Origin of the sequence: Pedobacter foliorum (assembly GCF_013266735.1) — a bacterium.
Lineage (GTDB): Bacteria > Bacteroidota > Bacteroidia > Sphingobacteriales > Sphingobacteriaceae > Pedobacter > Pedobacter foliorum.
In genome coordinates, this window is record NZ_JABSNU010000014.1 from 14327 (window position 1) to 35338 (window position 21012).

Genomic DNA, 21012 nt, shown 5'->3' on the forward strand with positions numbered 1-21012 from the left:
TTTTAAACAATGATTTCGAACAATCATATCACTAATTCTGATAACCAAAACCATTTGCTTTTCTTAGGTGTTAAGGAAAGAACGGATCGTTTAATGAATTACTTTTTATGGGGGTACTTCATAGTGGGGCTAATCTTTGCGCAATTTTATGATACCTGGTTAATTGCATTTGGAGTAGGTGGTCTTTCTTTAGTGGCTTATTACTCGGTGAAATATTTTTTACCATCATCCGATCTTTATCAATACGTTTTAAGCGCAGTGCTAGGTGTTTTTATGGCGCAGTTTATTTACCAGATGCATGGACTATTCGAAATGCATTTCTTTGCCTTTATTGGCAGTACACTGCTAATCTCCTATGAGAAATGGAAACTACAGATACCTATGCTAATTGTGGTGATGGTTCATCATGCGGTATTTGGCTATTTGCAAGATAGTGGGGTAAGTGGAATCTATTTTACACGGTTGAGTAATTTTGATCTGCAGACTTTTATTGTTCATATATTGCTGGCTGCCATGATCTTTTTTATCTGTGGATTATGGGCTTACTTACTAAGGAAATCTAATGAAAGGCAGGTTGCCCAGACCTTAGCAATGGCCGAACTACAGAAAGAAGCTCAACTATCATTGGTTCGGAAACACAATGAAGAAGTATTGGAAAAGGCCAACGAGAAGCTTAAGATATCTAACTTAGAATTGGAAAAAGCCAGAGCTGAAGCCGATGGAGCCAATCAGGCCAAAAGCATCTTTCTAGCTAACATGAGTCATGAAATCCGCACCCCGATGAATGGGGTAATGGGGATGGCGATGCTTTTAAAGGAAACTGACTTGAACAAAGAGCAGTATATGTTTGCAGATGTGATTGCCAATTGTGGCGAATCATTGATTAATGTGATCAACGATATACTGGACTTTTCTAAGATAGAATCTGGCAATATGGAATTAGAGTCTGAAGATTTTAATTTACGTAAATGTATTGAAGATGTCCTTGATGTTTTCGCAGTTAAATCTACCGAACGTCAGTTGGAATTAGTCTATCATATTGAAGAAGATGTTCCTTCACAAATTGTCGGTGATCAGCTACGACTGAGGCAGGTATTGATTAATTTGGTTGGAAACTCTATGAAATTTACTGAGGAGGGTGAGGTTTTTGTAGAGGTTGCTGTGGGGGATATTTTACAAAATGGGCAGTTCGAATTGAAATTTGCTGTGCGTGATACGGGTATCGGAATAGCAGCCGATAAATTAGGTAATTTGTTTAACTCCTTTTCGCAAGTTGATTCTTCTACAACCCGTAAGTATGGTGGTACCGGTTTAGGCCTCGCAATCTCACAAAAGCTTGTTAAACTTATGGGTGGCGAAATTAATGTGGAGAGTGAGCTAGATAAGGGATCGACCTTCTCATTTATGATGCAAACGCAAATTGGAACTAAGTTACTGTTGCCATACGCTAATTACAGCATGGCTGAACATGCCGGCAAAAAAGTAATGATTGTTGATGATAATGATACAAACCTGACCATTTTAAATAAGCAGCTTGGGTATTGGAACTTACAGCCCATATCCGCTAGTTCGGCTAAACAAGCATTATCAATGCTGTCGGTTGATTCGGCAATTGACTTGGTGATTACAGATATGCAAATGCCTGGAATGGACGGTGTAATGCTGGCTAAGTTGATGAAGCTCCGCTTTCCGAATATTCCGATTCTTTTGCTCAGTTCTATTGGCGAACAATTTGAAGAGGATCAACGTGGTCTGTTTTATTCGGTAATGACAAAGCCTATCCGCCAACATATCCTTAGTAAACAAATCTCAGATGCATTGCAAATAAGAACGGATGCAGAAATAGAAGGACAGGTATCTCATAACAAATTGTCTGCTGATTTTTCAATAAATTACCCTTGCGAATTGCTGATAGCAGAGGATAAATTAATAAACCAATTGGTAATCGTTAATGTTCTTAATCGATTGGGTTATAAACCCGATGTGGTGAATAATGGGGAAGAGGCCATTGAGGCTGTTAATAAAAAAGATTATGACATTGTCTTCATGGACGTACAAATGCCAGTAATGGATGGCTTAGCAGCAACCAGGTTGATCAGAAAAAAGCAATTGAAACAGCCGGTTATTATTGCTTTAACAGCAAATGCGCTAAAAGGTGATGACCAAGATTGTTTAGATGCCGGGATGGACGATTATATTGGTAAACCAGTTCGCTTAGAAGATTTGATGGATAAACTTGAAAAATGGAGCAATTAGACCTTTATGAAAATCTTCTTTTTATAAAGGAAATAAAGAAATAACCAACAGGTAGCAAAGTATCCAGCCTTACTTATCACAACCCCGATATTCTCGGGAGAGTGGCTTATTATTCCTCCAAGAAAGAAGTTTGATATATGGTCAAAATCAATTATATGCTGAGCCAGATAGATTGTGATTGAATTTAGACCAACCACACGGAATAGAAATGAATACTTTGTATATCCCTTTACATCCAACACATAGTAGAATAAAACAAATGAGAGTAAGGAGTAGCCCGATACAACACACACAAACGAACTTGTCCATAATTTTTTGTTTACCGGGAATACAGTTGCCCATAACAATCCAATGGTGATAAAGGCGATAGCCGCTACAATCATATAGGTCATCTTCTTTTTCTGTGAAACTTGTTCATTTGGCAATTGAACCAGTTTTCCGGTAAACATTCCCATTAAAGCCATAGCAATTGCCGGCAGTGTACTTAAAATACCCTCGGGATCAAAATCCCCATAAGCAAATTGACCCGGTAGTAGCATTCTGTCAATAGTACCAACCAGATTATTCTCAAGAGAAAATGGAGTAGCCGAATCAGGCACCAACCACAGTATTAACCAATAGCCAACTAGCATAACTGCAGCAAAAATGACGTTGGTTTTAGTATTGAATTTTACAAATAGCAAGGCTGCAAACATCCAGGCAAGACCAATGCGGGCTAAAACACTTGCATAACGTAGGTGTTCGAAATCCAATTTGAATAAGCCATTATAAACAAAGCCCAATACGACAAGCATTAGTCCTCGTTTTATAATCTTGAAATAAATTTCCTTTTCAGACTTTCCTGCCGACCGTTGCTTGTCCAATGAGAAAGGGAATGAAATTCCAGCGATGAAAAGGAATAATGGGAAGATGGTATCGTGATGAGTTAATCCATTCCATTCCACGTGTTCCATTTGTTTTCCTAACCAGATCATCGTACTGGAATCAGGGAATAGGTTGGTTACAGCAACAACTAGTCCGGCTAACCCCATGATAAAAAACATATCAAATCCTCTGAGGGCGTCTAAAGACATTAATCGTGTATTTTTCTGCTCTTGCAACATCATAAAATATTATAATTTATTATCTCAAAGAGTAAGATATAAATTATATGTTATTTTTTTTGCTAAATAGATCATTAAACACAAAATAGATATAAACTGGTTAGAGAAACCCCGCACTAATTACCGAACTAATTGGGGGGTACATATTCTCAGAAATGGTGTATTAAAATTCGACTATAATTTTTTGTTGCATATTCCATTGAAACATTAATGTTGAAATTATTACAACCTTTATCATCTTCTAAGTTGTTTATATATTCGGCTACATCTGGGCTGTTGAATTGATTAATTGGACCTCGAAACCAGAATTTTTGTGTCGAGGTTGTGCTTAATGGGATACTATTGATTGGCAGATTGCACCTAATTAGACCAAATTCGTATTTTGAGGCTAAATACCAATCTGTATTTGAAATGGTGTTGCTAAATGGTCCAGAATTAATAATTTCATTATATTCCATATATCTCCAACTATTTCTTGTTTGATAAACGTAGGTGCCAAAGTTATTTTCTACAATTACTCGATCCGAACTATAGCTTCCTTTATCAAAGAACACAATACCCGATTTTGGGCCTTTATCGCCAATTTTATACACTTTTGTAGGAATTGTATCTACATCAAAGGTAGCTTGTTGGGTAGTGCTCACTTTCTTGCCGGTAGCCGGTTGTGTGTAGGTAACCGTGTATGTAAATGACACTTTGGTTTTAATATTGTTTTTATAATTGGCTGTCGATAATAGTAACTGTTGATAGACATCTTCTGCCGCCTGCATATCAATGTCGGGGTTGCTTACATTACTAATGGTAATGTATTTAGGAAGTAGCCTTTTCGTTTTTTCTTTTGCTTTGATCAAAACAGGCGAGATATAAGCATTGTATGTGCTCTTAACCTTGGAAAGTAAGAAACCAAATTTAGCCTTAATTTCATCAAGTTTGATTTTTATCTTATTGTCTGTGGTAGCCAACTCATTGTTGCTTTGTATATACCCTGCAATTTCCTGGTTTGATGTGGTTTCATCGCTTTTTGTAATGTTTCTAAAACCTCCTGTTAATTTTTGAACGATCTCTTTCGCTTTCGAAAATACTATAGGTGTATTTGGTTCACTGTTTTCAATGCTCTCCGAAACGTATTGTTCATTTGCTATTTCTTCGTTCAATCTTCTGGCATATGATTTTAAAACACCTGCTGATAGTATCAGTATTGTGCCTGCTGCTGCAGCACCAATTAACATATTTTGTGCTGTAGCTAGTACTGGTGGAGGTAAAGCAGCCAAATATGCAACAAAACCAAAACTTGTAAGTGCTCCTGCTAGAGCGAAGTTAGCTCCAGTCGAAGCAAAAGCCGCTTTGTTCTTTTTGTCAGAAAACTCGCTACTGTTATCGGGCGAAAGATTTATCCAAGAAAAAGGGGGGTCGTCTGATGCACTCGTTTTAACATAGTTGTTAGCAAAAGAGGGTATTGCAGCATAAGTAGGAGTGCTTCTATCCCTTGTGATTTTGTATTTATTATTCGGGAGTACGCCTAAGGGGCTCTGCAATTTGGCAATGCTGCTATTAGTTTGTGCTAAAACAGTTTGCGCTTGATAGGCAATTAATTGCTTCTCATCTGCATCGGCGTTATTCATGTATTCTGACAATTGATCCGTTAACTGATGCATAAACTCTCCTTCTTTTGTAGAGGCAGCACCAGCAGTAACCAAACTATCTGCAATTTTATTGTAGTGATTTATAGTTTGCATAATAGTATTTGTCGGATTAGCAATGATTGTATAATCAGACATAGTTATCGATGGATTGTTGGCTGCCTTTAATTTAGACAAATCAATAGTGTAATTTCCCGGAGGTAACACAGGAACACAAAATACATACTGAAAAGAATCTATTTTTACAATCTGAACTTGTTTTCCGCCTAATGTAATTATGATAGTGCTTGCATCCGAAGCCTTGTCGCTAGTAAGTGTAACAAACATGCCTGGCTTTACTCTCGAAGAATCCGTTTTGAATTGAATTGTTTTTTCAGGTTCTGGTGAAGGTTCCATGTGTTTGTCTTTTTTACTGCAAGAAAATAATAGGGAAACCAGGAAAAACAAACTACTTATAGCAGTTACAGAAATCGCCTTTTTCATTTTACATTTGAGTTAAATTAAACACGTTAGTTTTTTGGATAGTTTGGTGTGCGTTATGCTAATACCCCTAATAATGTGCCGTTTGTTTTATTTTCTACCTAAAAGCAGACATCAATTGAAACGGAAGTACTATTTTTTTCATAATGAAGTCTTTTAAAGGTTCTATATAAAAATAGGCTATGTAAAAGCAAGAAAAAATACCTAATGCTAGGTATTTTTGTATAGGCCTCTGCAAATTTGACTATTAACCGATCACGGCTTAAAAGAAGGTAATAGCAATTCACTGCTTAAAAGAAGGTAATGATAATTGTATAAGCGATCGTAATCCTGAATTCGTCATGCCGGCGAAGGCCGGTATCAGGATCCCACACTAGCAGGGCTTTCTTTCTCTTGAGTGATGCCGATACCGGTTTTCGCCGGCATGACGAATTCAGTATAGTGAACGTGTTTTGTCATTGGTAATTTATTTTGCTTCGCAGCTTCTTAGAGGTCAGGATCTCTCAGTTTATACCCCTTGTTTTGGTGTGCACCCGGTCGGAATCGGCTGTATACCCAGTCGAGAATACTGAGGGGTAAATCAGGCTTTTCTCAGGCTCTTCTCAGGCTAACCTGAGGTAAATCGCCTGATTTGACCCTGCCGAAGTCCTGCTTTACCCCTGGTTGATCTACTGACGATATCCTTATGGAATTTGCTCTAGTACGAAAAAAACATTTGCAGATAATTATTAAATTATTATGTTTGTACATACTGTGCTCTTTATGTTCTTTTATTGCTGCTGATGTTAGTTTTTCATTAATAAATAGTGTTTCTGGTATGTTTTATATGTTTGTACATATTGGTTTTTGATTGATTTAAGCACGGTAACACCATAATGAAGCTTCTAAAACTTAAAATTTATAAAACCTGAAATGAGATTTACCCTATTCTTTTTAACATTTACCCTGTTTTTTTTAAACTGTGAGGCTCAAAAGCAACCTGGTACCTTTAAGGTAATGTCATGGAATATACTGCACGGAGCAAATGATAGTGAGAATGGAAAAGCACATGCCGTACAGATTATAAGAGAAATAAATCCGGATGTAATATTGATGGTGGAAACTTACGGTTCAGGTAAAGAAATAGCCGATGCCTTAGGGTATAATTTTCATTTAATTGCTCCAGAAGGAACTGCTTTAAATGATAAGAGTGTTAATTTGTCAATAATATCAAGATATCCCTTTGGAGAAAGAATTGATACTAAATTTCCTTTTTATTTGGGTGGAAGAGAAGTCATCATCCAAAACCAAAAGATAAGATTTTTCTCGAATTGGTTTCATTATTTACCATGGGAAAACGAGCCTGAAAAATTAGGTAAAACGACAGCAGAGCTTCTTGTTTGGGAAAAATCAGGAGCTAAATACGAAATGATACAAAAGGTGCTGCCTTACATAAAAAAGTATGCTGCAGAAACGGACTCAATACCGATGATACTTGGTGGAGATTTAAATACCCCGTCTCATTTGGATTGGGGTAAGAATACTAAGAAAATACATAATAATTTGGTGGTTCCATGGTATTCAACAAAAGTATTAGAAGACCTAGAGCTGATAGATACTTATAGAACCTTGAATCCAAATGCGATGACCCATCCTGGTATTACATGGCATACCAAAGGCGAAAATGATGACCATCGTATAGATTATATATTTTTCAAAAGCCCAAAGCTAAAAGCAATAAAGTCTGAGTCTTACAAGGTGTTTTTTAATGACACAATAAAATTGAATGGTAAAGAAATTTTATACCCTTCTGATCATGGTTTTGTAGTAACAACATTTAAAATAAAGTAAAAGCTATCGTAACCACATCACTAATGAAACTTAAGCTCATATTATTTTGCCTGCTCAATTTTTATGGAATAGCACTGTTTGCGCAGGAAAAAAGACCTATTGATTATGTAGATGTTTTTATGGGAACATCCAATTCGCGTTGGATGCTTGGGCCTTATGCCACAATGCCTTATGGGATGATCCAGTTAGGTCCTGATAATCAGGGAGCTAATCAAGGGTATAATTGGATGGCAGGTTATGAGTACGCTATAAATAGTGTAGATGGCTTTAGTCACCTTCATGCCTGGACGATGGCAGGTTTGAGAATGATGCCAACCACTGCCGATTTAAGTTATTCTGATGAGCCAACTGATTCGCCCTATAAAGGTGCCGGTGCCGGTTATCATTCACGAATTCAAAAGGAAACAGAAAAAGCTTCGCCAGGGTATTATTCTGTGTACCTGTATGATCATGATGTTAAAGCAGAAATGGCGGTTACAACCCGTTGTGGACTTCAGCGCTATACGTTTCCTGAGAAAAAAGAGTCGCGTGTTTTAATCGATTTGCAGTTTCCTGCCGAGTATGATTTTAATGTGAAAGATGCTAAAATCACGAAAGTGACTGAAACTGAGATTGAGGGGTATGCCGAATCAAGTTCGGGAGGTTTTAATGATTATAAAGTATGTTTTGTACTTCAATTTGATAAGCCTTTTCAAAGTTTTAATGCCTGGACCGGAAAAAAACTAACTAGAAATTGCAAAGAGATTTCAGGAAAAGGAGATGTTGGTGCTTTTGTTACTTATAAAACTAAAAAAGGGGATCAGGTTAATGTGCGTTCGGGTATTTCGTTGGTAAGTATTGAACAAGCGCGGTTAAATTTAAAAACAGAAATGGAGCCATTCGGCTGGGATATAGAAGCCGTTAAAAAGAATGCAGAAACTACCTGGAATACACTTTTGTCGACCATTAAAGTAGATGGTGGCACAGAAACCGATAAAGCAAAATTTTACACCAACTTATATCGTGTTTTTGCTGCTAAACAAACCTGGAATGACGTAAATGGAAAATATGTAGATCCGGCAGAAAACGTTCAAACGCTAAAGTATAGCAAAAACATATATGGCGGTGACGCATTTTGGAATACGTTTTGGAATTCTAACGGAGTGCTAAGTTTAATTGCTCCCGATATTATGGAAAACTGGGTGGGAACCCAATTGGAATTGTTTAAGCATACCGGCTGGACGGGTAAAGGACCAACTGGGCTTGAATATTCGGGCATTATGGAGGGCTCGCATGAAATTGCTTTAATGGTTGCTGCTTATCAGAAGGGAATTATCAAAAATAAAACCATTGCGGAGAAAGTTTATGAAGCCGCAAAATTTATGATGATGAACGAAGGGGTGAATATTTATGGAGGTTCCGCCGGAAATCCAAAGCTCAAAGAATACATGAAATTTGGGTACGTTCCCTATGAAATTGGTAAAACCAATAAGGCCTTGGACTATGCTTTCGATGATTATTGCGTAGCACAAATGGCAAAATCCTTAGGTAAAAAAGCCGATTACAACTATTTCATCAAACGTTCACAAAACTATAGGAATGTTTTTAATACCGATTTAAAGTTTGTAGTTCCAAGAGATTCAAATGGTAAATGGATGCCAAATTACGATGAGTTTTCAAACAATTCTTTTGTAGAAGGAAACGGTTGGGAGTATTCATTTTATGTACCTCATGATGTAGAAGGATTGATTGGTTTGATGGGAAAGGATTTGTTTAATAAACGATTAGATGATGGTTTCGAGAAATCGGTAGAGTACAAATTTGCGGCCCATGCTTTAGACCGTACAACGGGTGAACGAAATGAGTTTTACATTAATCAGGGAAATGAGATAAATATGCAGCCTGCTTTTTTGTTTAATTATTCAGGAAAACCCTGGCTAACCCAAAAATGGAGTCGCGATATTTTGGAGACGTTTTATGGCGCCACACCTTATCAAGCTTGGGAGGGTGATGAAGACGAAGGACAAATGGGCGGTTGGTTTGTAATGAGCTCGATGGGGTTGTTTGAAATGCGGGGTGGTACTGAAATGAATCCTGAGCTTGACCTTACGAGTCCACTGTTTAATAGAATCACAATTAAATTGGACCCTAAGTTTTATAAAGGAAAAGAGTTTGTTATTGAAGCCAATAATAATTCAAAGGAGAATATTTACATCCAATCTGCCACTTTAAATGGCAAGGCGCTAACCCAAACTAAAATTCATTTTAAGGATATTGTGAACGGAGGGAAATTGCAGTTTGAGATGGGGCCGTTGCCCAATAAAAATTGGGGAGTGGGAAAACAACATATTAAAAATTGATACAGGCAATGAAAAAAATCGGATTACTATTATTTATATACTTCATTTCTATAACAACTTACGGCCAGAAAAAAACACTTTGGCAAATAGGAAAACAAGATAATAGTGCTGCTGAATTTGCACTGGCTCCGGCAGGAAAAGGTAGTTTTCTGGCTGATTTTGGTGGCGAAAATACGGTATTCTCAATCGGTCATTCTACTCCTCAAAAGCATTGGCCTTATGTGTTGCCTGGTCCACTAGATAGTTGGGCTGGTGGTGGATATTGGTCGGGATTTTATCCACGTCATTTTCCGAGAATAGTATTTAATTTAAAGAATCAGGTTTCAAAAGGCACTGCTAAGCTCATTATTGATTTTGCTGATGTTAATGCAAATAAACCAACGGTATTGCGAGTAGAAATAAATGGACACCGCCAGGAATTAAATGTATCTGCTGGAAATGGAAAAGCATTAGACGGGAACTATTCTGCTGGTAAACAAAATACTGTATCGGTTGAAATACCGGGAAATTGGTTGAAAAAAGGATTAAACATCATTCAGATGGGCATGATATCAGGATCGTGGGCTGTTTTTGATGACATTAGGATGGAAGGAGATGAGGATTTGCAAATTCAAGATATTGCATCGTCCTTAATTCTTTCGGCGAAAGCTGCACCATTTGAACTGAAAAGAGGTAATAAACGGATTCAACCTTTGCTTATTGATGTTATTCAAATGGATAAAGAGGAATCTATTAGTGTTTCAATTGGTGGATTACCTCCTGTTTCAAAAACTGTAGAAAAGGGACATGCTATTCTAGAAATTCCTATGCCGGCAGTAGCTAGCTCTACACAAAATTCTACGCTACCTGTTACCATAAAAGCAGGTAATAAAATTATTTATACAGGTAATGTAAATCGTTCTAAACAAGGTCTTCAAACTTATGTAGACTATGTTGATTTGCTTATAGGAACGGGAAATTCCAGGTGGATGTTTAAGCCGGGGCCTTCATTGCCACTTAGTATGGTTCAGATAGCACCTGATAATCAGGATGAAACCTGGAAAGCAGGATATGAATACACCGTAGATAACATTATGGGTTTTAGTCATTTCTCTGACTGGACGATGTGTGGTTTACTAACGATGCCTACAAGTGGTAAGTTGCAGGTAAATCCGGGTACAGAAAAAAATCCGGATGATGGTTATCGTTCAAGAATTGATAAAAAATCGGAGTCTGCTTTGATTGGGAAATACAGCGTATTTATGACAGATACCCGTATTAAAGCTGAAATGACATCAACAAGAAGAGCATCTCTTCAACGTTATACCTTTCCAGCTTTGGATTCAGCAAGAATATTGGTTGATTTATTTACTCCAAATGAATACCCTCATAACCTGAGAGACGCAAAAGTCACAAAGGTTAGTGGTAACGAAATAGAGGGTTTTGCTACTTATTATAATGCATTTACTGGCTATTCATTAGAACAATTGTACACCGTTCACTTTGTGATGCAGTTTAGCAAACCATTTCAATCTATGGGGGGATGGGTTAATGATAAGGTAAAGCCTGTTACCGGATATATTGGAGAATGGAATCGTACTCATGAGTTTGAATCTGAGCCAGTTATTACGAACGATATAAATACAATACAAGGAAAAGGAGATCTGGGAGTATTCCTAAATTTTAAAACTAAAGAAGGGGAAGCAATAGAGGTGCGAACAGGAGTCTCGTTAGTTGATTTGGCGGGAGCGAGGAACAATCTTCAAAAAGAAATGATAGAACCTTTCGGTTGGAATTTTGAAAAGGTGGTTCAAAATGCACGGGAGATATGGAATGAGTATTTAGGACGTGTTCAGATAGAGACAGACGATCATCTGCAAAAAGTGAAATTTTATACCAATTTATATCGTGCAATTGCAGCTAAAGCAATTTGGAGTGATGCTGATGGGAGGTATGTGGATGAAGATGAGAAGACTCGTCAGCTTGAGAATAAAGAAGACTGTATTGTGAGTGGGGAGTACTGGAATACTTTTTGGAATAATCAACAATTGTTTAATTTGGTTGCCCCCGAGATATCTTCAAAATGGGCACGGTCTGGTATTGAGCTTTACAAGAATAGTGGTTGGTTTAATACTGATCCTGCCGGTATAGAGCATACCGGAGTGATGGTGGCAATGCATGGTGTATCGCAGATACAAGGTGCCTGGCAAAGTGGTATCAGAGATTTTGACCTGAAAACTGCTTATTCCGGCTTCAAAAAAATGCTGACTACTGCTCCTCAAAAATATTCGGGCGGGGGTACTGTAGGTGTTGAGGATATTGAACCTTATATGAAATATGGATACATCCCGTTGGGTATGGGGTCGGTGTCTAATACGATGGAGTATGCTTATGATGATTGGTGTTTGGGACAAATGGCCTTGGCGTTAAATAATAAAGAAGATTATACTCATTTTAATAAACGGTCAGAAAACTGGAGAAATATCTTTGATAAAGAATCCGGTTTTGCAAGGCCAAAGGATAAAGAAGGAAATTGGCTGAACCCATTTGACCCTTACCATACACCTGGTTTTGTAGAAGGAAATGCCTTTAATTATACCTGGTTTGTACCGCATAACCCCAAAGGGCTTATTGTTGAAATGGGTAAGGAGCGATTTGCCGATCGCTTAAATGAGGCAATGGAGAAGTCGGCAGTAGCCAATTTTAATGCCTCTGGAGATGATTTTTCTTCATTTCCGATTAACCATGGTAATGAGCCGGCGATGGAGGTTGCTTATTTGTTTAATTGGGCGGGCAAACCTTGGCTTACTCAAAAATGGACTCGTGCAATACAGGAACAGTATTATGGAACTACGCCTTATGATGCCTACCCGGGCGATGAGGATCTAGGTCAAATGAGCAGTTGGTTCATTATGAGTGCTATTGGCTTTTTTCAAATGGATGGAGGATGTTCGGCAAAGCCCATTTATGAAATTGGTAGTCCCAGATATCCGCGTACCACAATTCTATTTAACAATAAATATAACAGAGGGGTGAAATTTACAATTGAAGCGCATAATGCCTCAAAAGAAAATAAGTATATCCAATCTGCAAAGTTAAATGGGAGGTTGATTCAGGATTTTAAGATTTTACAAAGTGAAGTTTTTAAAGGAGGAACCTTGGTGTTAGAGATGAGTAACAAGCCGAATTCTAAATGGGGTATTTGAAATGATAAATTAATCAATTATTCCACCATTTTGGGGTTCAACTTCAGGCAGTCTTTCACCGGCTAATTCCAATAATGTGGTTTCTATCATTAAGCACATTGAATTAAGGGCTAGGTCATTTGCTTCGGTTCCAAATGGTTGTTCAATCTCATCGGCAATAGCCTCAAAGGCTACAAATGTATAAGCTATAAAAACGACGATAAGAGGTGTGAGCCATTGTAAACTATCCACCAAACCAAAAGGCAATAGAAAACAGTATGAATAAACGGTTCGATGTAATAGAACACGATAACTATACGGTATAGGTGTAGATATAATTCTTTCGCAACCGCCTACAATATCAGATAGCTTATCCAGATTTTCGTCAAATCGGGCTTGCTGAATAGAGTCTATTTTATTATCATTTTTAATGTTCTTTATCCATTCGGCCATGAGTTTCATGAGCATGACCGGTTTAAATTTTGTTGGTGCTATGATTTTAAATTGTTCTTCGTTGAGGCGGGTTTTTAAATCCAGGCTGGCATCGGTGCCTCTCAATTGATGTTTTAATGCGTAAGTAAAAGAGATCAATAACTGAATAAAGTTGGTGGTTGATTTGTTGTCTTCTGCAATGTTAGGTAGGGTCATAGCTTGACGCGCTAAGGATCTGGTGTCATTTAACAAAGCCCCCCAAAGTTTTCGACCTTCCCAAAAACGATCATAGCTAACATTATTGCGAAAACCAAGAAACAGTGCAAGTACGAATCCAAATAAAGTTAAGGGGACAGGGTTGAGGGGGATCTTGAATGAAAAAATGGTTCCACGAAGCCACACTACACAGATAGATATGATAAGGAGCAAGATTAGTCGGGGCAGAACAGTTGGTAGTACAGACCCATGCCATATAAAGAGCATTTTAAACCAGTGTTCCTTCTTTCTTATTATCATTTGGAAAATTGTTTACTATGCAAAGATAAAGCAATTCTATAAAATTCGAATCTATAGTGCTGATTACAGAGCCTTCAAAAGGCTAGTCTTAAGTGTTTGCCTAAGAGGCAATGATTGTGCTTAACAATTACTAAACCTCTAGTTAACATGAAGGGCTTCAGTTGTGATAGTTTGGCCAAACGATCAGCTTTTATATGGAACATTAATCTATTTAAATATTTAGAATAATTATTAATGAATGAAATGAACAATAAGTAAAAAATTCTTTACTTTTATCATAATATTTATAATATGGTTAGACGTTTATTGATATTAACGCTCATTTTATTCTTCTATCATATTTCTGTAGCATTTTCTCAAATTGCTATAGAGCAGGTTGCGTCGGGGCCCTATACGCCCGGATCAACTATAGCCGCAACTTTTAGTTTGGGGCCAGATTGCTTTCGTCCGGGTAATTCGTTTGACCTCTATCTTGTATCGTCCACTGGGGTTGAACAACGTATCGGATCTTATAATGGGTTCTACTCTACATTTGTAAATGGGGTTATTCCTACCACAACACCCATTGGAACAGGATATAAACTTAGGGTAAAATCAACTTCACCTGTGCTTACCTCCTTAGATTCTGGTCCTTTTGAAATAAAGGCAGGAGGAAAAGTAACCGCTGCGCTAAATTCTAGTTCTAAAGCGAGCATAAATCCAGTAACCTTTGGAACTTGTAATACCGATGAGAACACGCCAACGAAAGCGTTTGCCTTTGACAACGAATCGAGTATAGGAAATGTAACTGTAACTTTCAAGAATGAATTGAATCCTGGAGCAGCACTTCAAGCAATAGTGTTTAGTTCTATTGGAGAAGCAAAATCATTTACTGCTTCACTTGCTCATTATACCTTATTTGTAAAAGCAACAATGCCCGACGGAACAATAGGAACTCAAGCATATTTTTTGATTAACAACCTTGCTGTAACTGCATTTACTACAACAAGTGGAAATACGGTATGTTTTCCCGTTGGTGCATTCGAATACCGTGTTGATGCTTCTGATCGTGGTATAGGTGTAAATTTTCCAGGTAACACTTATAAGATTGATTGGGGAGACGGGACGTTTAACGATTACACCTATTGTGACATCAGGCAAAACAATGACCGGGTAAGTCATACTTATACAAAGTCTTCCTGTGGCTTGTCGTACCGATCAGGAACCCAAATTGTCTATAATGCTTTTGGTGTTAATGTGGGTGTGATAAGCCCATTTTGTGGTGCCATTGGCTCACCCTTGTCTACCCCAGCCAGGGTAGTTTCCAGGCCAGAGAATTTGTTTTCCTTTCCTCCAATAGCCTGTATAAATGACGATATCATTTTTGATAATCGGTCTTTACCCGGAGAAGCAATAAATACCAATTCTTTGGGCTGTGCACCAAATGATGTTAAGTACAATTGGTATGTGGATGGTGTTCTTGTTGCTTCATCTAAACCAATTACTTATAGTTTGGTTCATAAGTTTACTGTTGCCAAAAAATATAAAATACGCCTTTCCTCAATAAGTGAAGGTAGTTGCCAGGCCGATGATCTGGAGCTAGAAATTTGTGTGCAGGAACGGCCAAAGCCTAATTTTACTTTACCCAGTAGACTGATTTGTTTAACATCAGGAACACTTACCCCAGACAACACTTCAGTTTTAGATAAGACGTCGTGTCCGTCGACACCGGTTTATAACTGGAATGTGGTGCCGGCAGATGGAGTATCTTACTTGGCAGGAACCGGTAACTCTAGCGTTACTCCACAGTTTAAATTTAGTAAATCAGGAATATACAATATCACGCTCAGTGTAAAAACTGGAACTTGCGAGGAAATTACACCAGCACAGAAAGTTGTTGTGAATGCAGAGCCGCAGGTAACCTTATCTCCAGATATAAAACTTTGCCAGAAGGGGGACTTTGTATTTGGCCCTAATGCAACGGATACAAAAACAGTTATCACTGGAACAGCTGAGGGACCCTCAGATACCTACACATGGGAAGTTATAGGAACTGGTGCCTACACTTTTGTAGCTCCAAGTACGGCAAACAGCCAATATCCAACTATTAATTTTGCTAATTTTGGTACCTATACAGTTAAGGTAACTCATAAAAATAATTGTGGTACAGTTAGCAGTACGCAAAAGCTAACATTTACAGCTGCTCCAGTTTTAACTATTGTTGCAAGTTCAAACCCCATTTGTAACAAAGCATCTGTAGGTTTAACCGGGGCAATTTCAGGAAGTTTTGATTCGTTTACATGGGATAATGGAACCAATAATGTTGGTTTTTCAAATCCTGCTAGTCTTACTACTACCTACACGCCAACTGCAACAGAACGTAGTGCCGGAAAAGCCGCCATATTTTTAAGGGTTAATACTGGATTGCCAGGTGATTGTGCTGTCGTTTTAAAGCAATTAGATATTGTCATCCTTCCAGAAAATAAATTAACCAATACAGATAATACTAAGGCTATTTGTACCGGAAATCCAGTAGGTTTTATTCCAACATCTACTGTAGCCGGGAGTGCATTTAAATGGACGGCAATAAATAATGATGGTTTGGCTACTGGTTTTAGAGCAACAGGAACCGGAAACATTACCGATGTAATCACCAATACTAATGCAACAAACAATGCAGTGGTTGTTTATACCATTATCCCTCAAAAAGATGGATGCGATGGCGAGCCATTTGTTTTAACAGTAACAGTTGCCCCTAATCCAATTTTAACAGCCACAGTAGCAAAGGCAACCGTATGTACCGGAAATCCATCAGGCATCACATTGAGTTCAAATTTAGGAAATAGCAATACCATGTATGTTTGGACAAGTACTGCAATCGGGATTACAGGCAACACCAATCAGAGTGTTCCCTTGTCTGTTACTACAATTAACGATATATTAATCAACAGTGGGGCAACCGAGGGAAGTGTTACCTATAAGATTACACCTATAACTAATGGCTGCCCGGGTACCCCAAAAACCGTTGTCGTTAAAGTGCATCCTACAATTACGGTGGCCAATGCAGGTGCTGATCAATCAATTTGTAACCAACGGGACTTTACTTTAAGTGGTAATGCACCCGGGGCTAACGAAACAGGTATATGGACAGTATCGCCCGCAGGGCCTGTAATTGCAGACGCTACTGCTTACAATAGTGCTGTAACTGCGATTATTCCTGGTCAGCAATATGTTTTTACCTGGACAATTACAGCGGTAAGTTTGTGTTCTAGTACTGATGATGTGATAATTGATAACCTGGAATCTCTCGTAAATGCCATCACCAACCAATCAGGAACAACGGTATGCTCCGGGAAACAGGTTACAATTATTGGCGATGTACCCCTTGGAGGCAAGCCTCCATACATTTACAGATGGGAGGTAAGTACAAACCCAAGTGGTACCTGGACAACTATTCCCGGTGCAACTAGTAAGGATTTGACTTTCACCGTTACTGCTAGTTCATCATTCAGGCGTATTGTTTCTGGGGGCGCTTGTGAATCGGTAAGTAATGAGGTAAATCTAATTGCTTTGCCACCGATTGCAGGCAATAAAATTGGGACAGACCAAATCATTTGTTCGGGCACCATCCCCGCACCAATAACAGGACCTAGACCTACCGGTGGTGATAACTTAAATTATACCTATAGCTGGGAGCAAAGCACAGACAATGGGGTTAATTGGGTAGAAATACAAGGAGAAATAAAACCTACATATGCTCCAGGTGCTTTAACTGCATCTACAATGTATAGAAGACTGGCAAGCAGCGGACCTTGTTCAGGTAGTTTGGCAAACGTTAGTAATAGCGTAAACATTACGGTTAAGCCCGATGCTATTGCCAGTTTTACATTCACATCTGATAAAGGATGCGCACCATTTAATATTGACAATCAAATTGTAAAAGCGATTGTTGAAGTAGACCGAAATGATCTTTACATCTGGTACGCAAATGAAGTTGAAATTGGGCGAGGCGCTGATTTTCCAGGTTATAAAATTACAAACGACAATGAGTCGGTTATTATTAAGTTGGTAGTTACCAGTAAACAGGGATGTAAAGCTGATGAAATGTCTCATAAATTTTCAACCCGACAAAGCATCACAGCTTCGTTTAAGCAGGATAAGTCTGAAGGATGTGGCCCACTACAAGTTAGTTTTGAAAATACTTCCACTTCTCTTGTTGATGCAGACTTTAAATGGGACTTCGGGAACGGCATAACTTCTTCTTTAGTGATGCCTACTCCAATTACTTATCAGTCACATCCACTAGGAAAGGACACTACTTATGTAACTACCTTAACTGTAACTTCCCCTTGCGGAACTAGTGTGTTTACTTCCTCTGTTTTTGTTAAAGCCCAACCAATTTCTGTTTTCTCGCCAGATAAAACGGTTGGTTGCTCCCCGATGAAAGTAACCTTTAGCAATACTTCTCCTGGGGGTACAAACACTTACTATTATGATTTTGGAGATGGTACTTTTCTTACTAAAACAGATAAACTACCAGTAGAACATGTTTATGTAACTGGATCAATAAAAAATTATACGGTGAAAATGCGAGCCGAGAATGAATGTGGTAGTCAGGAAAGTAGCTACACCATTCAAGTTTCTGCCAATACCGTTTTGCCTGAGCTTGTGGTAAACAGTACTGAGAAAGTTGGCTGTGCACCATTTCTTGTTAATTTTTATAACAATTCTAAAGGAGCTAATTTATTTAAATATGATTTTGGAGACGGCGGGAGCAGGGTAACCAGATCGGCCCCAGAGGTTGTACAATACACATTTAAAAATCCAGGAACATACACAGTTGTGCTTACCGCATCAAATGGCTGTTCTGATACTACAACAACAGAGACAATCACTGTACTTGAACAACCGATAATTGGCTTTACAGCAGATAAAACCATAGGCTGTCCAGGTCTTGAGGTGAAATTCAGTAACCTGACCACTGGTGGAATATCTTATGTCTGGGATTTTGGAGATGGAACAACTTCTACTGAATTCGAACCTACACATGTGTATGATGGGGCTCTTTCATCTTATGCTGTTACACTAACTGCAACAAACAGTTTAAATTGCTCAAATACGCTTACGCAAAGTGATTATATCAAAATTACACAACCTCCAATTGCACAGTTCTCTGTAGATCCTGGTGTGGTAATCAGCATTCCTTCTTATACATTTAACTTTATAGATGAGAGTACTAATAACCCTACTCAATGGCTATGGGATTTTGGAGATGGCATAACATCAATTGATAAAAATCCGAAACATACTTATCCGGATACAGGATTGTATAAAGTAACCTTAAAAGTTATCAATCAGAGTGGTTGCTTCACAACTTCAATTAAGGAGGTAAGAATTACCGGAGTACCCGGATATCTATTTGTACCAAACTCGTTTATACCCGGCAGTGAGAGTAACGAACTTCGGCAATTTAAAGCCAAGGGCTCAGGTATTAAATCGTGGAGGATGTCGGTTTTTAACAAATGGGGACAACTCGTATGGGAAACAACAAAGCTTGAAGATGGGCATCCTCTGGAAGGTTGGGATGGAAGATACCGTAATAGTGAATTACCGCAATCCGTCTATTATTGGAAAATTGATGTCGAATTTATCAACGGATCACAATGGAAAGGTATGACATACGATAATAGCGTGCCAAAACGAACAGGACCAGTATATTTAATCAGATAACATGGCAAAGACACTAAAGATTTTATTGATTTTGCTAACCTTTATAGGTATTGGATATGCTTCTGCACAAGATCATATCTATTCGCAGTTTTTTAACCAGCCTATATATCTAAATCCTTCGCTAACAGGTCAGTTCGAAGGGGATATTAGAATGAACCTTATTTATAGAAATCAATGGTCTGGCTTAACTGGTGATCTGTCCTATATTTCAGCTTCTGCGGATTTAAATATTGCTAAATTTCCGGGTGGAGTAGGCTTGATTTTTAATCGCTCCAGTGAGGGTACTGCGTATTTAGTTAAAAACAACGCGGCAGCTACGTATTCATATAGTGTTGGTGGAGATGATTTTGTTTTGTCTTTTGGTATACAAGCCGGTTTTACCAATAGAAGCATAGATTGGAATAAGCTGGTCTTTTCTGATCAGATTGATCCTCGCTTAGGGTACATTCCAGGGACGATTTCTGCTGCCAAACCACCTGATATTTCCAATAAGTTTTTCTTTGACGCAGCCACAGGAGTAAACCTTGTTTACCGTAATTTTATGCTAGGTACTGCAATACATCATCTCAACAGACCTGATGAGTCCTTTAGCGGAACACAGGCCAAGCTTCCAATGAGAATTACTGTAAATGCCAGTTTCAAGATCCCCTTAACTCCGTATTTTGATTATAATCAAGACGAAGGCGCTTCTATAATTCCTTCAGTAGTATACTATAGACAGGCAAGTAGTAGTAATTTAAGTATGGGAGCTCAATTTAAATACAAAGGTTTAAATACAGGTCTGTGGTATAGAACCGGGCCACAAAACGGGCCCGATGCAGTTGTTCTCTCTTTGATTTTTGATCTTTTTAAAGGTAATCGGAATGGGGAAAAGCTAAGGTTAGGTATAAGCCACGACGCCACGATTTCAAAAATCAACTATACCAATACAAGCGGTACTACTGAGGCAAGTATTGGGTACGAAAAATATTTTCCAAACAGTTCCGGTTATAACCATTTTAACGGGTTAAGGTGCTACGATTTCTATTAGACCTTCTGTATGGGCTTTAGCTTCTTGTTGTTAAATGAAATGATATAGGAAAACTACGTTCCCTGTGTAAGCAGGTTTTGGCTGGTCTTTAATAACAAGAGTAGCCTCAATAGTAACTTTGGTAACTCCTCTTAAATTTGCTATCGAATTAAGCTTGGCTTTTAGTTGAACCTCACTGTCTACCAGTACTGCCTGACCAAATTTGAAATTCTCTATGCCATAGTTTATTTCCATTTTGATGTTTCGAACATCTGCAATTTGCTTCCACAAATATGGAATTAGTGATAAGGTTAAATATCCATGTGCAATGGTCGTTTTAAAAGGCCCTTCACTTTTAGCTTTTTCTTCATCTACATGAATCCATTGGTGATCCAATGTCGCATCAGCGAATTTATTAATCTGTTGTTGATCTATTGTATGCCAATTAGAAACACCTAATTCTTTACCTAAATGCGATTGATACTCTTCGAAATTATTGATTATTAACATATATTATATTTATCGATTGAGGAT

General features: G+C 38.2%; 10 protein-coding genes. 6 read left to right on the forward strand and 4 right to left on the reverse strand.

The features are described from left to right. Nucleotides 1-9: 9 nt before the first annotated feature. A complete protein-coding gene (locus HQN83_RS21035) occupies nucleotides 10-2256 on the forward strand; it encodes a response regulator (RefSeq protein WP_173093064.1) in 2247 nt (748 codons plus the stop codon). Here the strand turns inward: HQN83_RS21035 and HQN83_RS21040 are convergent. Both HQN83_RS21040 and HQN83_RS21045 read right to left on the reverse strand, forming a co-directional pair. Continuing rightward, nucleotides 2253-3329: an acyltransferase family protein gene (locus HQN83_RS21040; RefSeq protein ID WP_217277444.1), complete on the reverse strand. Its 1077-nt coding sequence runs from the start codon at nucleotides 3327-3329 to the stop codon at nucleotides 2253-2255. The two genes, HQN83_RS21035 and HQN83_RS21040, sit on opposite strands and share 4 nt — an antisense overlap. A 179-nt stretch (nucleotides 3330-3508) precedes the next feature. Next, nucleotides 3509-5482: a hypothetical protein gene (locus tag HQN83_RS21045; protein WP_173093066.1), complete on the reverse strand. Its 1974-nt coding sequence runs from the start codon at nucleotides 5480-5482 to the stop codon at nucleotides 3509-3511. Nucleotides 5483-6391: 909 nt separating this feature from the next. Here HQN83_RS21045 and HQN83_RS21050 point away from each other — a divergent pair. Genes HQN83_RS21050 through HQN83_RS21060 form a run of 3 tightly spaced genes read left to right on the forward strand, consistent with a single transcriptional unit; the run spans nucleotide 6392 to nucleotide 12833 of the window. Beyond that, nucleotides 6392-7309 (forward strand): endonuclease/exonuclease/phosphatase family protein, encoded by a 918-nt coding sequence (locus HQN83_RS21050; RefSeq protein ID WP_173093067.1) that lies wholly within the window; start codon nucleotides 6392-6394, stop codon nucleotides 7307-7309. Between the two features lie 23 nt (nucleotides 7310-7332). Then, nucleotides 7333-9648, forward strand: coding sequence for a GH92 family glycosyl hydrolase (locus HQN83_RS21055; RefSeq protein WP_173093068.1), 2316 nt, complete (start codon nucleotides 7333-7335; stop codon nucleotides 9646-9648). 8 nt (nucleotides 9649-9656) lie between these two features. Next, on the forward strand, nucleotides 9657-12833 hold the full coding sequence (locus tag HQN83_RS21060; RefSeq protein ID WP_173093069.1) for a GH92 family glycosyl hydrolase: 3177 nt from the start codon (nucleotides 9657-9659) through the stop codon (nucleotides 12831-12833). Between the two features lie 9 nt (nucleotides 12834-12842). On the opposite strand, the gene HQN83_RS21065 is transcribed toward HQN83_RS21060, so the two are convergent. Then, entirely contained in the window at nucleotides 12843-13760 is a 918-nt protein-coding gene (locus HQN83_RS21065) for a bestrophin family protein (protein WP_173093070.1), read from the reverse strand. Between the two features lie 291 nt (nucleotides 13761-14051). On the opposite strand from HQN83_RS21065, the gene HQN83_RS21070 reads away from it, so the two are divergent. Together HQN83_RS21070 and HQN83_RS21075 are read left to right on the forward strand one after the other, a co-directional pair. Next, nucleotides 14052-19469, forward strand: coding sequence for a PKD domain-containing protein (locus tag HQN83_RS21070; RefSeq protein ID WP_173093072.1), 5418 nt, complete (start codon nucleotides 14052-14054; stop codon nucleotides 19467-19469). 1 nt (nucleotide 19470) lies between these two features. Further along, nucleotides 19471-20499 carry a PorP/SprF family type IX secretion system membrane protein gene (locus tag HQN83_RS21075; RefSeq protein WP_173093074.1) on the forward strand — a complete coding sequence of 343 codons (1029 nt, stop codon included), beginning with the start codon at nucleotides 19471-19473 and terminating at the stop codon, nucleotides 20497-20499. Nucleotides 20500-20529: 30 nt separating this feature from the next. On the opposite strand, the gene HQN83_RS21080 is transcribed toward HQN83_RS21075, so the two are convergent. After that, nucleotides 20530-20988: a MaoC family dehydratase gene (locus HQN83_RS21080; RefSeq protein ID WP_173093076.1), complete on the reverse strand. Its 459-nt coding sequence runs from the start codon at nucleotides 20986-20988 to the stop codon at nucleotides 20530-20532. Between the last annotated feature and the right edge of the window lie 24 nt (nucleotides 20989-21012).

Bases quoted from the DNA above. Each gene is read 5' to 3' on its own strand.
- HQN83_RS21035 (WP_173093064.1), top strand. From the start codon at position 10: ATGATTTCGAACAATCATATCACTAATTCTGATAACCAAAACCATTTG.
- HQN83_RS21040 (WP_217277444.1), bottom strand. From the start codon at position 3,329: ATGTCTTTAGACGCCCTCAGAGGATTTGATATGTTTTTTATCATGGGG.
- HQN83_RS21045 (WP_173093066.1), bottom strand. From the start codon at position 5,482: ATGAAAAAGGCGATTTCTGTAACTGCTATAAGTAGTTTGTTTTTCCTG.
- HQN83_RS21050 (WP_173093067.1), top strand. From the start codon at position 6,392: ATGAGATTTACCCTATTCTTTTTAACATTTACCCTGTTTTTTTTAAAC.
- HQN83_RS21055 (WP_173093068.1), top strand. From the start codon at position 7,333: ATGAAACTTAAGCTCATATTATTTTGCCTGCTCAATTTTTATGGAATA.
- HQN83_RS21060 (WP_173093069.1), top strand. From the start codon at position 9,657: ATGAAAAAAATCGGATTACTATTATTTATATACTTCATTTCTATAACA.
- HQN83_RS21065 (WP_173093070.1), bottom strand. From the start codon at position 13,760: ATGATAATAAGAAAGAAGGAACACTGGTTTAAAATGCTCTTTATATGG.
- HQN83_RS21070 (WP_173093072.1), top strand. From the start codon at position 14,052: ATGGTTAGACGTTTATTGATATTAACGCTCATTTTATTCTTCTATCAT.
- HQN83_RS21075 (WP_173093074.1), top strand. From the start codon at position 19,471: ATGGCAAAGACACTAAAGATTTTATTGATTTTGCTAACCTTTATAGGT.
- HQN83_RS21080 (WP_173093076.1), bottom strand. From the start codon at position 20,988: ATGTTAATAATCAATAATTTCGAAGAGTATCAATCGCATTTAGGTAAA.